Origin of the sequence: Mycobacterium sp. (assembly GCF_044223235.1) — a bacterium.
Taxonomy (GTDB): domain Bacteria; phylum Actinomycetota; class Actinomycetes; order Mycobacteriales; family Mycobacteriaceae; genus Mycobacterium.
The window spans coordinates 1-17,263 of sequence record NZ_JBGAME010000041.1 but is presented as its reverse complement, the minus strand read 5'-3'; the positions used below and the strand labels follow the sequence as shown (position 1 = coordinate 17,263).

Genomic DNA, 17,263 nt, shown 5'->3' with positions numbered 1-17,263 from the left:
GATCAGCGCGTCACCCCCATGCCCACCAGGACGCGCGCCGCGACGGCGGGCACGAGATGGGTCGTGATGGCCAGCATCGACTGTCCGCCCGCGGCGACCAGGCAACTCAGCACGCCGGTTACCCGCGATCCCCAGCGGTCGACGAGAATCCCCGCCGGGATCTGCACCAGCACGTAGGCCAGCACCTGGACGAACACGAACAGCGACAGAGACGACGGGCCGATGGCGAAACGGTCGGCGGCGTCCAGCCCGGAGACACCCAACGTGGTCCGCTGCATGACCATCACGACGAACGCGAAAACGCCGATGCCCCACACGACGCAGGCGCGCATTCCCCCTACCCGGTCCAGCCCGCCTGAAGTCACACACGCCTCTCCTGTGCGCCTGTCGCCGGCGCGCAACTTCTCGACGTTAGGAAGCCCGACGTCGACCGGCAACGCCGGACTTTCGCTCAGTGAGAGATGTGAGCTCCGCTCAGAACCCGATGTGAGCTCCGCTCAGAACCCGATGTGAGCTCCGCTCAGAACCCCGACGCGACCAGGTTGACCACCGACGCCACGATGACGGAGCCGAACAGGTAGGACAGCAGCCCGTGGCCCAGCGCGGCGCGCCGCATCCGCGACGACGTCAGGTTCGTATCCGAGATGGCGAAGCTCATCCCGACCGCGTAGGCGACGTACGCGAAGTCGGTGTAGCGGGGCTGCTCCGAGGAGGTGTTGAAATCGATTCCCCCGACCGGCTTCTCGCCGAAGTAGAGCTTGGCGTAGCGCAGCGCGTAGATGGTGTGCACGGCCACCCACGAGACGACCACGCTGAACACGGCCACCCACGGCACCGCATCCCCTAAGCGCGCCGGACGCAGATCGGCCGCCAGCAGCAGCGTGACGGCGATGAGGCTGACCAGCCCGCCGCCCACGATCAGGGCGAACACGGTCCGGCGGCCGGGCTCCTCGTATTCGGCGTGGGTCGCCGTCTGGTCGGCATCGAACGGCCCGATGATCGCCCACGTCCACACCACGAACGTCACCGCCAGCACGTCCCAACCGGGGAGCAGTGCGTACCAGCGCCAATCGGCAAGCACCGCCACCGGTGCGGCGGCGATCAGTCCGGCGACAACCCCGCCGAGCACGCGCACCGCCGGGCTTTGCCACAGCGGCAGGCCCTGCGGGGTGACATCGCGCCGCGGGTCCACCCGTCCAGTGGGTTCCACCCGTCCAGTGAACGTCACCCCTCCCCGCGAACAGACACATACTGCCCCGACACGCCGCGAAAAGGGGCAACTCATGTCTGCTCGCGGAGGGGATGAGCCCCCGGTAGTTAGATAGACTTATCAACAGGTGTCTACAATCAGTGCGGTGCTTGCCCGTCCCGACGTCCCACCGCGGTCCGCCCGCGTCGGCGAACCGCGCACGGATCGGGTCGCGGCCCTGACCGGACTACGCGGGCTGGCCGTCCTGCTCGTGGTCGCCACACATTCGGCCTTCGGCACCGGCCAGCTGACTCATGGCTATCTCGGACTGGTGTACGCACGGCTGGAGATCGGTGTGCAGATCTTCTTCGTGCTGTCTGGCCTCCTGCTGTTCACACCGTGGGTGCGCACCGCCGCGGCCGGTGCGCGGCCCCCGCTGCTCGGGGACTTCGCGCGGCGCCGGGCGCGACGGGTGCTCCCCGCCTACGCGGCGACGGTGGTGCTGGCCTACCTGGTCTTTCACCTCTATCACGCGGGGCCCAACCCTGGGCAGACCTGGATGGGGCTGTTCCGCCACCTCACACTCACGCAGATCTACACCGACAGCTACCTGATCACCTACGCCCACCAGGGCCTGACCCAGATGTGGAGCCTGGCGGTCGAAGTGGCGTTCTATGCGGCGCTGCCCGCCCTGGCCTACCTGCTACTCGTCGCGCTCTGCCGAAACCGCTGGCGGCCCGGACTGCTGCTGGCCGGACTGGCCGGACTGGCCGCCATCAGCCCGATGTGGCTCATCGTCGCGCACGCCACCGACGTGCTGCCGAACTCGGCCGGGACGTGGCTGCCCGCCCACCTGGTGCACTTCGCCTGCGGCATGGCGCTTGCGGTGCTCCGGCAGATGGGGATGAGGCTGCGGGCGACGGTTGCCCTGCCCGCGGCGCTGGTCGGCTATCTCGTCGTATCGACGCCGGTCGCGGGCGCCGTGACGCTGGCGCCGGTCGCCCTGTCGGTGCCGTTGTCCAAGACACTGCTGTACGCGCTCATCGCCACCTTGGTGGTGGCGCCGGTCGCGCTCGGCGAGGGCGGCAGGTATGGACGGCTGCTCGGCAGCAGATTGCTGGTGTGGCTGGGCGACATCTCCTACGAGATCTTCCTGCTGCATGTGGCCGTGATGTCGATCGCGATGGGTGTGGTGCTGAGGTGGCCGGTGTTCACCGGTTCGATGGCGGGCCTGTTCGCCACCACGCTGGCCATCACCATCCCATTGGCGGTGCTGCTGCGCTTCCTGACGCCGCCGCTGCCCGGACTCCCCCGCGACGCCAGGGGTAATCGTGTTGGATTGACGTCGTGGCCGACATCAGCCGTAGCCGGACGATAGCGGCCGACGCACAGGCGGTCTGGGATGTGCTGGCCGACTTCGGCTCCGTCAGCTCGTGGGCCGGCAATCTGGACCATTCCTGCATCTTGCGAACGGGCGCCGACGGCCCGGTCGGCACCACGCGCCGGGTGCAGGCCGGACGCGTCGCGCTGGTCGAGCGGATCGTCGAATTCGAACCGGTGACGAACCTCACCTACGACATCGAGGGTCTGCCTGCGCGGCTCGGCCGATGCAGCGGCCGGTGGTCGCTGCGGTCGGAACCGGACGGTTCGACGACCGTCACCCTGACCACTACCGTCGCCATCGGATCCCGGCGCATCCACCGGCCCGCCGAACGGCTGATCGCCCGGCTGGCGGCCCGCCGATCCGAAGTGATGCTCGCCGGGCTCGCGGCACGATGGGAGGCCCCGCATGGCTGATCGCCCCGACATCGTCGTCCTGATGACCGATGAGGAACGCGCGACGCCCCCGTATGAGGCCGCCGACGTCCTCGCCTGGCGCGAGCGCACGCTCGGCGGCCGCCGGTGGTTCGACGAGCACGGGGTCAGTTTCGGGCGGCACTACACGGGATCGCTGGCCTGCGTGCCCAGCCGGCCGACCATGTTCACCGGCCACTACCCCGACCTGCACGGCGTCACCCAGACCGACGGCATCGGCAAGTCGTTCGACGACTCGCGGATGCGGTGGCTTCGCGCGGGTGAGGTTCCCACGCTGGGAAACTGGTTCCGCGCGGCGGGCTATGACACGCATTACGACGGTAAGTGGCACATCTCGCACGCCGACCTGACCGATGCCCGCGGCCGTGTGCTGGCCACCAACGACGACGACGGCGGCGTCGACCCGCACGCGGTGCGGCGCTACCTGGCCGCCGATCCACTCGGCCCGTACGGCTTCTCGGGATGGGTCGGCCCCGAACCGCACGGCGCACTGCTGGCCAACGCAGGCATCCGGCGTGACCCGCTGATCGCCGACCGGGTCGTGGCATGGCTGGGTGACCGCTACGCCCGCCGCCGCGCGGGCGACCCCGACGCGCTGCGCCCGTTCCTGCTGGTCGCCAGCTTCGTCAACCCCCACGACATCGTGCTGTTCCCGGCGTGGGTGCGCCGCAGTCCGGTCAGACCGTCCCCGCTGGACCCGCCGCACGTGCCGCAGGCACCGACGGCTGACGAGGACCTGTCGACCAAACCGGCCGCCCAGATCGCGTTCCGGGAGGCGTACTACTCCGGCTACGGCCCCGCGGCGCTGATCGACCGGACCTACCGGCGCAACGCGCAGCGCTACCGCGACCTCTACTACCGCCTGCACGCCGAGGTCGACGGGCCCATCGACCGGGTGCGCCGCGCCGTGACCGAAGGCGGGTCCGCCGACGCGGTGTTGGTGCGTACGGCCGATCACGGCGATCTTCTCGGCGCCCACGGCGGCCTGCACCAGAAGTGGTTCAACCTCTACGACGAGGCAACCCGGGTGCCGTTCGTCATCGCCCGGGTCGGCGACCGGGCGACCCGGGCCCGGCTGGTGACCGCACCGACGTCACATGTCGACCTGGTCCCGACGCTGCTCGGCGCGGCGGGCGTCGACGTGGCGGCGGTGGCGGGCGTACTGGCCGCGTCGTTCTCGGAGGTCCATGACCTGCCCGGGCGTGACCTGATGCCGGTGGTGGACGGCGCGGCACCCGACGAGGGCCGGGCGGTGTACCTGATGACGCGCGACAACGTGCTCGAGGGAGACACCGGAGCGTCAGGATTGGCGCGCCGCCTTGGGCGCACGGTGGAACCGCCTGCGCCGCTGCGCATCCAGGTGCCGGCCCATACCGCCGCCAACTTCGAGGGGCTGGTGGTGCGGGTCGATGACGTCGAGGGCGGCGCCGGACATCTGTGGAAGCTGGTGCGCACCTTCGACGATCCGTCCACGTGGACCGAACCCGGTGTGCGCCACCTGGCTGCCGACGGACTCGGGGGCCGGGCCTACCGGACGGATCCCCTCGACGACCAGTGGGAGCTCTACGACCTCACGGCCGACCCGACCGAGGCGGCCAACCGATGGGCCGACCCCGGCCTCGACGCGTTGCGGGCACACCTCAGGATTGCGTTGAAACACTCTCGTGCACAATCGGTCCCGGAACGTAACCAGCCGTGGCCATACCTGCCGCAACGTTGGAAACCCCGCACCGGAAGGTTCAACAGAAATGTCTGATTCGTCGTGGCCCGAGTTGCCGGTCGCCCAGTGGGAAGACACCCGCGACACCCTGCAGCTGATGACGCAGGTGGTCGGCAAGGTCCGCATGCAGAACACCCCGCTGACGAGCCATTGGTGGAACGTGGTGCTGTACCTATCGGCCCGCGGGCTGACGACCGGACTGGTCCCCCACGGCGACAAGGGCTTTCAGATGGACTTCGATTTCATCGACCACCAGCTGGTGATCTCGACGACGCAGGGTGAGCGGCTGTCGATCGCGCTGCAGCCACGCCCGATCGCCGACTTCTACTGCGAGGTCATGGGTGGCCTCGACGCCCTCGGGCTGTCCACGGAGATCTGGCCGATGCCGGTGGAGATCCCCGACGCGATCCCCTTCAACACCGACACCCGCCACATTGCCTACGACGCCGATGCGGTGCACCGGTTCTGGCTGGCGCTGGTGCAGATCACCCGGGTGTTCGAGGTGTTCCGCTCGCGGTTCCTCGGCAAGGTGAGTCCGGTGCACTTCTTCTGGGGTGCACTGGATCTGGCCGTGACACGGTTCTCGGGCCGCCCGGCCCCCAAACACCCTGGCGGCGCACCCAACTGTGGGCCGCACGTGATGTGGGAGGCCTACTCCCACGAGGTGAGCAGCGCCGGCTACTGGCCCGGCCCCGACGGTGAGGGCGTCTTCTACTCATATGCCTATCCGGAGCCTGCCGGATACCGGGACGCCGCCGTCTTCCCCGCCGCGGCGTCGTTCGACAGCGGCCTCGGCGAGTTCGTCTTGCCCTACACCGCGGTGCGCACCGCAGCCGATCCCGACGCGGTGCTGCTCGAGTTCCTGCAGAGCACCTACGAGATCGCCGCCGACGCCGCCGCGTGGGACCGGGCGGCACTCGAGCGGTAGCAGCGACCTAGAGGCGTCCCCCGTTTTCCGAGTACCACTGACGGTCGGGATCGAGCAGGTCGATCAGGGCGTGCTGGACCTGCCACAGCCGGGCTGATCCGGTCGGCGGCAGCGAGTCGAGTTGCTGCCCGAGCCGATCACGAACAGGGTGCTGCGCCTGAAGTAATCATCACCATCGCCACGAAAATTATTGGGTCCCAGCATGTTGTACAGACGGGACTGGAAGTCGAAGGCGGTGCGTAGCAGCGGTCCGCGGTAATGCGCGACGAGTTCGCGCGCGTCACGAGCGCGGCGCTCCTCGTCCTGCTCCCGCTGCAGCTGGTGTCTGAACTGTTCGAGGCGCGTCTGGTTGGGCCGGCTACTCGTCGTCCTCATCCTCATCGTCGATGATGTGAACGGCGGCTTCCTCCGCCGAAGCGGCGCCGCCGTCGATCCCCACATCGCGGGCCAGCACGTCGGGCTCCTCGTCGTAGAAGCCGTCCCCGCTGGCCACCAGGCGGCCGGCCCGCCTGCGGCCGATCTCGTTGTCCTCGGGGAATTCGGCCTCCGGATCGTCCGGTGAATCCAGCGGGATGTCGGGCTCTTCGGCGGCGAGCTGTTCGTCCAGCGTCTCGTGATCGTCATAGCGATCCCGCGCGTAGGGCCGCTCCGGCGGGGAGTAACCCTCGTCGAGGAGATCGTCGACACCGCGGTCCAGGAGGCTGTCCTCCAGAGGTATCTGATCCTCGACCCGATCGTCGTCGTCGTAGCCATCATCGATGCCGTCGACCGCGTCATTCGGCGTACTCATGGCTCAACCTTGTCACCGCGGACGCGCTGACGCTATTCGCCGCGCCCGGCGGGTCCGCACCCAGGACTCTCACGGCGGGCCATGACCCCCAGGCTTAGGTCTCCGGCATAAGGCACTTCTCGACAACGCCACGTACCGCAGCCTCGGCGAGCAGCGGCTGACGTCCGCGGAGGAACGCTTCGAGAAGGGCAGACGGAATCCGCTCGGGCGTGACGTTCGACATCGCGGGTGCGTTGTTGATCGTCCTGCTGCTGCCGCTGATGGTCGGGGTTCTACGGTTAGGTGCATGGCCCACAAGATCGCTGTCATCCCGGGAGACGGCATCGGCGTCGACGTCATCGCATCGGCCCGTTCGGTGCTGGACGCGGTGACGGCAGGACACGGAATCGAGCTGTCCTACGCCGAGTTCGACTGGTCCTGCCAGCGCTACGAGCGGGAAGGCGCGATGATGCCCGCCGACGGCCTGGACACGCTGCGCGGGTTCGACGCCATCCTGCTCGGCGCGGTCGGCTGGCCCGGTGTGCCCGACCACGTGTCGCTGTGGGGGCTGCTCATCCCCATCCGGCGCGAATTCCGCCAGTACGTGAACCTGCGCCCGATCCGGGTGTTCGACGGGGTGTCCAGCCCGCTGCGCGACGCAGCCGACGTCGACTTTGTGGTGGTGCGGGAGAACGTCGAAGGTGAGTACAGCGAGATCGGCGGCCGGATGAACCGCGGCTTCCCCGACGAGATGGCCGTGCAGGAATCGGTTTTCACCCGGGTGGGGGTCAGCAGGATCGCCGATTACGCCTTCGAACTGGCGCGCACCCGCCGGGGGTACGTCACGTCGGCGACGAAGTCCAACGGAATCGTGCACACCCTGCCGTTCTGGGACGAGGTGGTCGCCGACCGGGCCGCGAATTACCCGGATGTGAGGTTCGACAGCGAGCACATCGACGCGCTGGCCGCCAAATTCGTCCTGCAGCCGCAACGGTTCGATGTGGTGGTGGGGTCAAACCTGTTCGGCGACATCCTCTCTGACCTCGCCGCGGCGGTGGCCGGGTCGATCGGGATCGCGCCGTCGGCGAATCTGGATCCGACCAAGCAGTACCCGTCGATGTTCGAACCCGTCCACGGATCGGCGCCCGACATCGCAGGTAAGGGCATCGCCAACCCGATCGGCGCGGTGTGGACGGCGGCGCTGATGCTCGATCACCTCGGCCACGGCGCCGCAGCCGCCGAGGTGATCGTCGCGATGGCGGCCACGCTGGCCAAGCCGGAGACCCGCACGGCCGACCTCGGCGGCACGGCATCGACCGATGAAGTGACCAAAGCGCTTGTCGGGCTGCTGAGCTGACGTCCCACGCCGGGCGGATGCCGGCCGGGAATGCAGAAATACCGGATCGCGGCGCAGTTCTCGCCGTCGCCTGCCGCCGAAAGCGACTGGTGTCGCACCGCCGGCGGTGTGGCCGGCGCCGAGTTCGGGGTGGTGCGGTGACAGCACCGCCCGACCCGGCTACTTCTTCTTCTCCCGCCACACCCGTTCGAACGGCAGCCGCCACCCGTTGGGCGCGATCAACTGGTGAATGGCGTTGGGCCCCCAGGTTCCCGGCTGATACATCTTGACCGGCGGCGGGTCCTCCAGCAGCGCCGTCGACCGTTCCCACAGGGATTCGATGCCCTCGGCGGTGGTGAACAGCGTGTGATCTCCGCGCATCGCATCGAGGATCAACCTTTCGTAGGCTTCGAGCACATCGCCACCGTATTCGGTTTCCTGCGTGGAGAATTGCATCGAGAGCTTCTCGAGTTTCATGCCCGGGCCGGGTCGCTTGCCGTAGAACGACAGCGACACCTTCGACGAGTCGGCCAGGTCGAAGGTGAGGTGATCCGGCCCCTGGGAGCCGACGCCGGAACCCGGTGGGAACATCGTCCGCGGCGCCTCCTTGAACGCGATCGAGATGATCCGCTGCCCCTCCGCCATCCGCTTGCCGGTGCGCAGATAGACCGGAACCCCTGCCCAGCGCCAGTTGTCGATTCGCACCTTCAGCGCGATGAAGGTCTCGGTATCGGAATCGCGGGCGACGCCGGCCTCCTCGCGGTACCCGGTGTACTGCCCCCGAACGACGTCGGTGGTGTTGATCGGCAGCATCGAGCGGAACACCTTGTTCTTCTCCTCGCTGATGGCACGCGGCTCCAGCGCGGTCGGTGGCTCCATGACGACGAACGCCATCACCTGGAACAGGTGGGTGACCACCATGTCCTTGTATGCCCCGGTGCTCTCGTAGAAGTTCGCCCGCTGGTCGAGCCCGAGGGTTTCGGGGATGTCGATCTGAATGTGATCGATGAAATTGCGGTTCCAGATCGGTTCGAACAGGCCGTTGGCGAACCGGAACGCCAGGATATTCTGCGCGGCCTCCTTGCCGAGGAAGTGGTCGATGCGAAAGATCTGCGATTCGTCGAATGTCTTGTGCACGAAGTCGTTGAGCGCCACCGCGCTGGCCAGGTCGGTGCCGAACGGCTTCTCCATCACCACCCGCGAGCGCGCCACGAGATTGGCCTCGTCGAGCATGGTGATCACCGCCTGAGCCGCCTTGGGCGGCACCGACAGGTAGTGCAACCGGCGCGTGTCGAGCCCGAGTTGGGCTTCGGCGGCCGCGACGGCGGCCGCCAGCGCTTCGGGTCCCGCGGACTGCGGCACGTAGGTCACCTTCTCGGCGAAGCCCGCCCACTGCTCGTCGGTCGGCTTGCGGCTGCCGAACGCGTCGACGGCCTCTCTCGCCAGCGTGCGGAACTCGTCGTCGGTGTAGTCCTCCAGCGAGGTGCCCACCACCCGGATGTCGGGAGTGAGCGCGGACTGCTCCAGGTATGCCAACCCAGGCAACAGTTTTCGCTTGGCGAGGTCCCCGGTCGCGCCGAAGAGCACGATCACGTGCGGCGCCAGTGCCTCCTCGCGTCGCAGCGGGCGCGCTCCCGGCGCGGGGTAGGCGATGGTCTGCGGATTGTCTGTGGCCACCCGGCGATGATTCCACCGAGTCGGCGCCGACGCACAACAACCTCGGTCGCCCCCCGGCTCGTCGGAGCACATTGCCTACGAATGGCCCGGCCCACCAACGCTATTCCGGCCATTTCGCTAGCCGGCGACGGTACCCCGGGTGGCCCAGGCGATCGCATCGATGTCGAAGGGGCCCGCACCGAGGATCCCGCGGCATGTCTCGCGCAGCTCCTCGACGCCATCAGGGTCCAGGCCGGCGACATGGTCCCCCGCCGTCCCGACCCCGAGCAGATAGGGCGCCCACCACTCGTCGAAGCTGTCGAAACGCACCCGCGTGGCGAGTTCGGTCTCGACCAGGTCCACCAGCCCCGCCGCGTCCATGAGCTCGGCGATGTACTCCCGGCGCACCGTCACGAGCCGGGCCTCCCCCGTGACCTCGGGGTCGATGGTCTGCACCGCGGTCCAGAACGGGCTGAGCGGTCCCCGCCCGCCGCGGTGATCCCACAGGCTGGCGGCCACCGTGCCGCCGGGATGGCAGACCCGCGCCATCTCACGCATCCCCGCGACGCCGTCGGTCATGAACTGCACGACGAGCTGCGCCAGCGCAGCGTCGAACACACCGTCATCGAACGGCAGTTCCTCGGCGGGACTCTGCCGGATATCGGCCCCACGCAGTATATTTCGCGCGTGCGTGACGAAAGCCGGCATCGGGTCGACCGCCGCGACGAGGTCAGGGCCGAGTCGATCGACCAGCTCGGCGGTCAAGATTCCCGGCCCGCAGCCGACATCGAGCACCCGCAGCCGGGCGCCCCGCGCGATGCCGACGAAGTCGGCGAACGCCGCGCTCAGACCGGTGGAGAACCGGCCCATGAACCGCCCGTACGCATCGGCGCTGACGTCGAACGCCATGAGAAAAGTGTCGCACCGCTACGACGGTCACGGGCCTCGTTGTTACATCACCGCCCGGCGATCTACTTGATCGCGCCGTTGATCACCGGCTTGTCGATCATCCCTTTCTCCACACCCCACATGGTGGCGATCGTCCGGTACTCACCGGTCTGCATGAGGTGTTCGAGCGCCTGCCGCAGCGATTCGGCCAGCGGCGATCCCTTGACCACCGGCCAGCCGTAAGGGGCGGTGTCGAAGACCTCCCCCGCCGGTTCGAGCGCACCGCCGCTGGTCTTGATCGCGAACCCGGTCACCGGGGAGTCGGCCGAGATCGCATCGACCTGCCCCGTCGCCAGCGCCATATTGACATCGTCCTGATGGGGGTAGACGACCTTCTCGATGGGGGGCTGACCCGCCGCCTCACAGGCGGCGCTCTTCGACGGGATCTCGTCGGTCTCCTGGATGGCGCCGTAGGCGACGCCGACCCGCAGCCCGCAGGCGGCGTCAGGATCGATCGGCGGCCCGGGCCGCTGCGCCCACATCGTGCCCGCCTGGAAGTAGGTGACGAAGTCGACGTCGACCTCCCGCGCGGGAGTGTCGGTGAACGAGGACATCCCGACGTCGAAGTGTCCGCCCTTCACCGACGGGATGATGATCTCGAACCCGGTCTCGCGGTAGTCCGGGACCAGCCCGAGGGTCCTGGCTATCGCGTTCATCAGGTCGACGTCGAATCCGACGATCTCACCGTAGGCGTCCTTGAACTCGTTGGGCGCATACGGCACATTGACCCCGATCACCAGCCGGCCGGACTCCTTGATGTCCGCGGGCACGGTCGCCGCAATCGCGGGGACGGCGCCAAGCGGCGCTTCCACCGGGCCCGACGGCGACGTCGTATCGGCCAGGGTGGTCGGACGGGATTCGACCCGCTCCGGCGTGCCGCGCCACTGCCAGACCGCGAACGCACTGCCTGCGACGAGAAGCAGCGCGGCCGCCCCGGCGAGTAGCGCCCGGGACGGTCTTCTGCCCGGGCCGGCAGGAGCGCGGTGCGCCGAATGCCGAGGCCGGCCAGTCGTGCGCACCGGCGTGTTCAGCGCCCGCCGGGCTGAGACGGCCAGCTCACCGGCTGTCTGGTAGCGCTTGTCCGGTTTCTTGGCCATCCCCTTGGCGATGACGTCGTCGAACGCGGCCAGCTTGGGGTCGGTGGCCGACGGCCGCGGTGGCGGCGCCATCACGTGCCCGGCGATCTGCTGTTCGAGGCTGTCCGCCGGGTAGGGCCGAGAGCCGGTAAGGCATTCGTAGAGCACGCAGGTGAGCGCGTAGATGTCGGCGCGGGGATCGATCAGGCCGCCCTCGAAACGTTCCGGCGCCATGTAGGCCAGCGTGCCCAAGGTGCTGCCGGCCGTGGTCAGGCCGACCTCGCCCGCCGTGCGGGCCAGGCCGAAATCGATCAGGTACACGAAGTCGCGATCGGTGATCAGGATGTTGGAGGGTTTGATGTCGCGGTGGATCAGCCCGGCCTTGTGTGCACCGTCCAGCGCGGCGGCCACCTGCTCGACGACCAACACGGCGAACGAGGTCTCCTGCGGCTCGTCGCTCTCGCCCAGGATGGTGCCCAGATTGCGGCCCTCGATCAGCCGCATGTCCAGGTAGAGCTTGCCGTCGATCTCGCCGAATCCGTGGATGGGGACGACATGGGGTTCGTTGACGCCCGCCGCCGCCTGCGATTCCCGCCGGAAGCGGTTCTGAAATGTCGCATCCTTGGCCAGATGCGAGGGCAGCACCTTGAGCGCGACGACGCGGTCGGTCTTGGTGTCGTAGGCCCGGTAGACCTCGCCCATCCCGCCCCGGCCTATCAGCTCCTGTAGCTGGTAGTGCCCGAATGGTGTCGCATCCACCGTTCAACTCCTCGGCAGCTGGTCAACCCGGTCGATTGAAGCTACATCACCCGTGCCGAACGTGCCGGGGGCAAAGACAGCCAAGCGGCCGGGATCGAAAGCGACGCTCGCGTTCTGGCGATCAGTGCTTGAACGCGTCCTTGATCTTCTCGCCGGCGTCCTTGAGGTTCGACTTGGCCTGATCCATCTTGCCCTCGTTTTCGGTGCTCTTGTCACCGGTGACCTTGCCGAACGCCTCCTTGGCCTTGCCGCCCAGGTCGTCGATCTTGTTAGCGGCCTTGTCTTCGGCGCCCATGGTGAATCCCTTCGATTGGCTTCTGGGGTTGCGGCTCGGAGCTGAACCGTGCCCAACGAGTACCTCCCGGCGCCGCCGCCGAAACCACACCGCGTGCGTGACCTGCGTCGCAGACGCGGCGACAGACTCGACGGCGGACCGGCGGCGCACCGGACGACGCGCGCCGACGTCGCGCGCACGCCGCACTCACACCGCAGGAAGCCACCGCGGCTTTTACTGTCTTACCGTGACTCGACTCGATCGCTTCTTCGAGATCTCCGCTCGCGGTTCGACGGTGTCGGCCGAATTGCGCGGCGGTGTCGTGACGTTCATCGCGATGGCGTACATCGTCGTGCTCAACCCGATCATCCTGTCCGGCACACCGGACGTCACCGGCCGGGAGCTGGGCTTCACCCAGGTTTCGGCGGTCACCTCGCTGGCCGCCGGGGTGATGACAATCGTCTTCGGAATGGTGGCCCGGCTGCCGTTTGCGTTCGCCGCGGGCCTTGGGATCAACTCGTTTCTGGCCAGCTCCGTGGTCGGATCGCTGACCTGGCCCGAGGCGATGGGCCTGGTCGTGATCAACGGACTGATCATCGTCGCACTGGCGACCAGCGGTCTGCGCAGACTCATCTTCGACGCCGTCCCGATCCAGCTGAAGCTGGCCATCACCGCGGGCATCGGCTTGTTCATCCTGTTCATCGGGCTCGTCGACGCCGGTTTCGTCGGGTCGACGGGGGTGCCGTCACCCCCGGTGGGTCTCGGCGCAGGCGGAAACGGGTCGATCAACACCGTGCCCACGGTGGTGTTCGTGCTGACGCTGCTGGTGACCGGCATTCTCGTCGCACGCAAGGTCCGCGGCGCCATCCTGCTCGGGCTGGCCGCGGGCACCGTAGTCGCCGTCGTCATCGAGGCGATCTGGCATCTGGGGCCCGCGATCGAAAACCCAGGCGGATGGAGCCTGTCGGTGCCCACGCTGTCGGGGTCCCCGTTCGCACTGCCCGACCTGTCTCTGGTGGGCGACGTCAGCCTGGACAGCTTCGGCCGCGTCGGCATCCTGGCTGCCGTCATGCTCATCTTCACGCTGGTGTTCACCAACTTCTTCGACGCCATGGGCACGTTCACCGGGCTGTCGCGCCAGGCCGGTGTGGCCGATGCGAAGGGCAACTTTCCGCGGCTGCAATCCGCGCTCGTCGTCGAGGGGGCGGGCGCGGTGGTCGGCGGTGCCGTGTCGGCGTCCTCCAACACCGTGTTCATCGAGTCGGGGGCGGGCATCGGCGAAGGTGCGCGCACCGGCCTGGCCAGCCTGGTCACCGGCGGATTGTTCTTGGCGGCAATGTTTCTCACACCGCTGGCCGCGATCGTCCCCTCCGAAGTGGCCGCGGCGGCGTTGGTGGTCGTCGGCGCGATGATGGCCGCACACCTGCGCGAGATCGACTTCGCGGAGTTCTCGGTGGCCCTTCCGGTCGTGTTGACCGTCGCCGTCATGCCGCTGAGCTACTCGATCGCCAATGGCATCGGGGTCGGCTTCATCAGCTGGGTGCTGCTGCGCGCGGCGTCCGGCAAGGCCCGCGAGATCAGCCCGCTGCTGTGGATCGTGTCCGCCGGCTTCCTGCTCTACTTCGCGCGGGGCTGGGTGGATGCGATGGTGGGGGTCTAGTCACCAGATCCGCACGTAGTCGACGAGCATCTGTGCCGGGTAGGTGCCGCCCGCCGGATCGCCGCCGCCCGATCCGGCCACCGCGACGTTGAGCACCGGCACGAACGAGTAGCCCGGATTGTTGAACGGCCAGGGGTTCATCGAATAGGCGGGAACCCGGAAGTACGGTTCCTGGCCGGGCTGGTAATCCTTCCAGAAGTAGATGCCGTTCTGGTCCCACATGGCGCGCCAGGTGTGCCAGTTGCCGTCCACCGGCATCCGCATCGTCTCGTGCGAGGTTCCGTCCAGGGTGGTGTGCACCGTGGTGCCCGATGGCCATTCGCCGTTGCCGTACCACTCGATGAGGTCGATCTCCCCGCCGTCGACCGGATTGTCGTTCAAGATCCACCACGCCGGCCAGCAGCCCGCGGTCAGGCACTCCATCTTGATCCGTGCCTCGAAGTTGCTCCCCATGCCCGCCGGTGTCAGGCCCCAGACCTTGGCGCCGAAGTACTTGCCGTTCTCCCTGGTGGCGCGGATGACGAGGTTGCCGTTGCCGTCCAGGAACAGGTTCTCGCGACTGTCCCGGTACTCGCCCATATTCTCCGGCCGGTCCCAGAACACGGGTTTGCGGATCTGTTCGCGGGCCAGCGCGGGCCGCCATTTGGTGTAGTCGGGTGGTGAACCGGCCGGACCGTCGAACTCGTCGGCGAACAACAACCCGCCCGGGTTCACGGCCTGCGGCGGCGGGCCGGGCGGGGCTTGCGGCGGCGGTGGCCACGGTAGCGGGGCCGCGGGTGGTCCCGGCAGCGGACCGATCGGCGCGTCGGGCTGGAACGGCTGGGCGTGGGCTTTGGTCGCGGGGATCCCGCAGATCCCCGCCGCTAGAACGCCGAGCCCCGCCATCATCATCACGCTGCGTCGATCCATGTCCGGCATATATGCAGCTTAGGAACTCCCATGCACTTTCCGGGCGGAGTGCGCCGAATGAGAAGCCACAGTCGTGAAAACTCCCGATCTGGCGAACCTCAGCTCTCGCTCGGCGTGGCCCCGAGTTCGAACACCGGGATCACCCTGTCGGTGAGCTTCTCGTAGTCGCCGAACCCGGGCGCCCGCTGCACGACGATCGCATAGATTCGGTCGCGCTCGTCGCGGGGCAGTTCGTGTGCGGTGACCTGTCGCGGCGGAGCCGCACCGATCTCGACCGTCGCGGTGGGGTTGGCGCGAATGTTGAACACCCAGGCCGGATCTCGGTCGCGTCCGGCCGACGAGCCGACGACGTAGACCGTGTCGTCGATGTCGAAGTAGGCGATCGGGTTGGTGCGCTTGGCGCCGCTGCGGGCACCCGTCGACGTCAGCAGCAGCAACGGGAAGCCCTCGAACTGCCCGCCCACCTTGCCGCCGTTGCGACGGAACTCCTCGATGTTGCGTTCGTTGAACGATCGCTCCCCGCTCATCGCATCATCGGACATCCGTTCATCGTGGCACGGGCCCGGCCGCCGCGACGGGCATTCGCCGCGACGAGCGCCCGCCCCGACAACGACATGAGCGTGCGGAACAATTGCGCCCAGCATGACCGACAGCGACGATTCCCCCGCCCCGCCCCTCCGGCGCCACATCGTCCGCCTTGCGGTGTTCGTGGTGTTCTTGTTCGCGCTGTTCTACCTGGTGGCCGTCGCGCGAATCATCGACGTGGACGAGGTGCGCTCAGCGGTCGCGGCGACCGGTCCCGCCGCGCCGCTGATCTTCGTCGTCGTGTCGGCGGGGCTCGGCGCATTGTTCGTGCCGGGGCCGATCCTCGCGGCCACCAGTGGCGTGCTGTTCGGACCGGTGCTTGGCACCTTCGTCACACTCGGCGCGACGGTGGGCACCGCGACCGTCGCCAGTCTGATCGGCAGGCGCGCAGGCCGGGACAGCGCCCGCGCTCTGCTCGGGGAGCATCGGGCGAACCGTATCGACGCCCAGATCGAGCGGCGCGGGTTGTGGGCGGTCGTCGGGCAGCGGTTCATCCCTGGCATCTCCGACGCACTGGCCTCCTACGCGTTCGGCGCATTCGGAGTTCCGCTGTGGCAGATGGCAATCGGCGCGTTCATCGGGTCGGCGCCGAGGGCGTTCGTCTACACCGCGCTCGGCGCGTCGATCGACGACCTGTCGTCGCCGCTGGCCTACGCCGCCGTCGCGGTGTGGTGTGCGACCGCAGTCGTCGGGGCCTTCGCAGCGCACCACGGATACCGGCGGTGGCGCGGACACGCCGACAGGCCCACCGAGGCCGGGCCCGAGCGCGACCCGGCCGGCTAGAGAATCAGAGGGATGCGCTGGCGGGCGCCGCCTTGGCCGCCACCGCCAGGATCAGCTCACCCACGGTCGTCTCACCCGTGGCGATCGGGTCGACGGCGGCGAATTTCTTGCCGTTCAGCACGATGATGGGCGTGACCAGCGAGTAGCCGGCATCCTCGATGATCTTGCGGTCGAAGGTCACCAGCGGCTGACCGACGGTGACCTTGTCACCCTTCTTGACCTTGACGTCGAAGCCTTCGCCCTTCAGTTGAACCGTGTCGATCCCGACATGGATGAGCAGTTCGATGCCGCCGTCGAGCACCAGGCCGAAGGCGTGGCCGGTCGGCTGGGCGGCGACGACGATCCCGTTGCCCGGCGAATACGCGGTGTCCCCGGAGGGCAGCACCGCGATACCCGGACCCATGGTGCCCTTGGCGAACACGGGGTCTGGCACCTCGGCCAGGGGGATGACGGTGCCGTCCATCGGCGAGGCGATGGCGGTGACCAGCCCCCGCTCGACGGCGGCCTTGGCCTCCGAGGCGGCGATCACCGACGCTGCGCTGGCGCCCGCCGGGGCGGTCTCCAGATCGGCCACCGGCACCCGCGCCGCGGCGAATTCAGCCGCCTGCTCCCGTGTCTTGTAGCCGGAGAAGATGACCAGCAGCATCGCGGTGATGAACGAGGCGGTGACGGCCAGGGCGTACAACGCCATGTTGTCGAACGCCGGGATGGTCAGCAACGACGTGAACACGAAGGCGTTGGTTTTGACGCCGCCACCGATGCCGATGATGATGCCGCCGACCAGACAGCCGACGAGCATGCGTGGATAGATCCGTTTGAACCGCAGATGGATGCCGTACAGCGACGGTTCGGAGAT

General features: G+C 68.2%; 17 protein-coding genes. 7 read left to right on the top strand and 10 right to left on the bottom strand.

What is annotated here, in order from left to right:
- Positions 1–2: 2 nt before the first annotated feature.
- Together ADBZ6K_RS25695 and ADBZ6K_RS25690 are read right to left on the bottom strand one after the other, a co-directional pair.
- Complete coding sequence (locus ADBZ6K_RS25695; RefSeq protein ID WP_526352045.1) at positions 3–365, bottom strand: MFS transporter; 363 nt, start codon at positions 363–365, stop codon at positions 3–5.
- A 155-nt stretch (positions 366–520) separates the two neighbouring features.
- Entirely contained in the window at positions 521–1,210 is a 690-nt protein-coding gene (locus ADBZ6K_RS25690) for a DUF1345 domain-containing protein (RefSeq protein WP_526352043.1), read from the bottom strand.
- 145 nt (positions 1,211–1,355) lie between these two features.
- Between ADBZ6K_RS25690 and ADBZ6K_RS25685 the strand changes: the two genes are divergently transcribed.
- Genes ADBZ6K_RS25685 through ADBZ6K_RS25670 form a run of 4 tightly spaced genes read left to right on the top strand, consistent with a single transcriptional unit; the run spans position 1,356 to position 5,652 of the window.
- On the top strand, positions 1,356–2,567 hold the full coding sequence (locus tag ADBZ6K_RS25685; protein WP_526352041.1) for an acyltransferase family protein: 1,212 nt from the start codon (positions 1,356–1,358) through the stop codon (positions 2,565–2,567).
- A complete protein-coding gene (locus ADBZ6K_RS25680; protein WP_526352039.1) occupies positions 2,537–2,986 on the top strand; it encodes an SRPBCC family protein in 450 nt (149 codons plus the stop codon). Before ADBZ6K_RS25685 ends, ADBZ6K_RS25680 begins: the two co-directional genes overlap by 31 nt.
- Positions 2,979–4,760, top strand: a complete 1,782-nt coding sequence (locus ADBZ6K_RS25675) for a sulfatase-like hydrolase/transferase (protein ID WP_526352037.1) — start codon at positions 2,979–2,981, stop codon at positions 4,758–4,760. The genes ADBZ6K_RS25680 and ADBZ6K_RS25675 overlap by 8 nt, the downstream gene beginning before the upstream one ends.
- Complete coding sequence (locus tag ADBZ6K_RS25670; protein ID WP_526352035.1) at positions 4,753–5,652, top strand: DUF5996 family protein; 900 nt, start codon at positions 4,753–4,755, stop codon at positions 5,650–5,652. The genes ADBZ6K_RS25675 and ADBZ6K_RS25670 overlap by 8 nt, the downstream gene beginning before the upstream one ends.
- 358 nt (positions 5,653–6,010) lie before the next feature.
- Here the strand turns inward: ADBZ6K_RS25670 and ADBZ6K_RS25665 are convergent, their stop codons facing one another.
- Positions 6,011–6,442, bottom strand: a complete 432-nt coding sequence (locus tag ADBZ6K_RS25665; RefSeq protein WP_526352033.1) for a DUF5709 domain-containing protein — start codon at positions 6,440–6,442, stop codon at positions 6,011–6,013.
- Positions 6,443–6,728: 286 nt separating this feature from the next.
- On the opposite strand from ADBZ6K_RS25665, the gene ADBZ6K_RS25660 reads away from it, so the two are divergent.
- Positions 6,729–7,778, top strand: a complete 1,050-nt coding sequence (locus ADBZ6K_RS25660) for a tartrate dehydrogenase (RefSeq protein ID WP_526352031.1) — start codon at positions 6,729–6,731, stop codon at positions 7,776–7,778.
- A 159-nt stretch (positions 7,779–7,937) separates the two neighbouring features.
- On the opposite strand, the gene zwf is transcribed toward ADBZ6K_RS25660, so the two are convergent.
- The 4 genes from zwf to ADBZ6K_RS25640 all read right to left on the bottom strand — a co-directional run bounded on the left by zwf (position 7,938) and on the right by ADBZ6K_RS25640 (position 12,491).
- Entirely contained in the window at positions 7,938–9,434 is a 1,497-nt protein-coding gene (gene zwf / locus ADBZ6K_RS25655) for a glucose-6-phosphate dehydrogenase (RefSeq protein ID WP_526352029.1), read from the bottom strand.
- Between the two features lie 117 nt (positions 9,435–9,551).
- Positions 9,552–10,322, bottom strand: a complete 771-nt coding sequence (locus tag ADBZ6K_RS25650) for a class I SAM-dependent methyltransferase (RefSeq protein WP_526352027.1) — start codon at positions 10,320–10,322, stop codon at positions 9,552–9,554.
- 62 nt (positions 10,323–10,384) lie between these two features.
- A complete protein-coding gene (gene stpK7 / locus ADBZ6K_RS25645; RefSeq protein ID WP_526352025.1) occupies positions 10,385–12,196 on the bottom strand; it encodes a serine/threonine protein kinase StpK7 in 1,812 nt (603 codons plus the stop codon).
- Between the two features lie 121 nt (positions 12,197–12,317).
- A complete protein-coding gene (locus tag ADBZ6K_RS25640) occupies positions 12,318–12,491 on the bottom strand; it encodes a CsbD family protein (protein WP_526352023.1) in 174 nt (57 codons plus the stop codon).
- Positions 12,492–12,717: 226 nt separating this feature from the next.
- On the opposite strand from ADBZ6K_RS25640, the gene ADBZ6K_RS25635 reads away from it, so the two are divergent.
- Positions 12,718–14,130, top strand: coding sequence for an NCS2 family permease (locus ADBZ6K_RS25635; RefSeq protein WP_526352021.1), 1,413 nt, complete (start codon positions 12,718–12,720; stop codon positions 14,128–14,130).
- On the opposite strand, the gene ADBZ6K_RS25630 is transcribed toward ADBZ6K_RS25635, so the two are convergent.
- Together ADBZ6K_RS25630 and ADBZ6K_RS25625 are read right to left on the bottom strand one after the other, a co-directional pair.
- A complete protein-coding gene (locus tag ADBZ6K_RS25630; RefSeq protein WP_526352063.1) occupies positions 14,131–15,039 on the bottom strand; it encodes a glycoside hydrolase family 16 protein in 909 nt (302 codons plus the stop codon). It abuts the gene before it with no gap.
- A gap of 98 nt (positions 15,040–15,137) precedes the next feature.
- Complete coding sequence (locus ADBZ6K_RS25625) at positions 15,138–15,581, bottom strand: nitroreductase family deazaflavin-dependent oxidoreductase (protein ID WP_526352019.1); 444 nt, start codon at positions 15,579–15,581, stop codon at positions 15,138–15,140.
- A gap of 100 nt (positions 15,582–15,681) precedes the next feature.
- On the opposite strand from ADBZ6K_RS25625, the gene ADBZ6K_RS25620 reads away from it, so the two are divergent.
- Positions 15,682–16,407, top strand: a complete 726-nt coding sequence (locus ADBZ6K_RS25620; RefSeq protein WP_526352017.1) for a TVP38/TMEM64 family protein — start codon at positions 15,682–15,684, stop codon at positions 16,405–16,407.
- Positions 16,408–16,411: 4 nt separating this feature from the next.
- On the opposite strand, the gene ADBZ6K_RS25615 is transcribed toward ADBZ6K_RS25620, so the two are convergent.
- The coding region (locus ADBZ6K_RS25615; protein WP_526352015.1) for a glucose PTS transporter subunit IIA at positions 16,412–17,263 on the bottom strand (852 nt) is incomplete at its 5' end.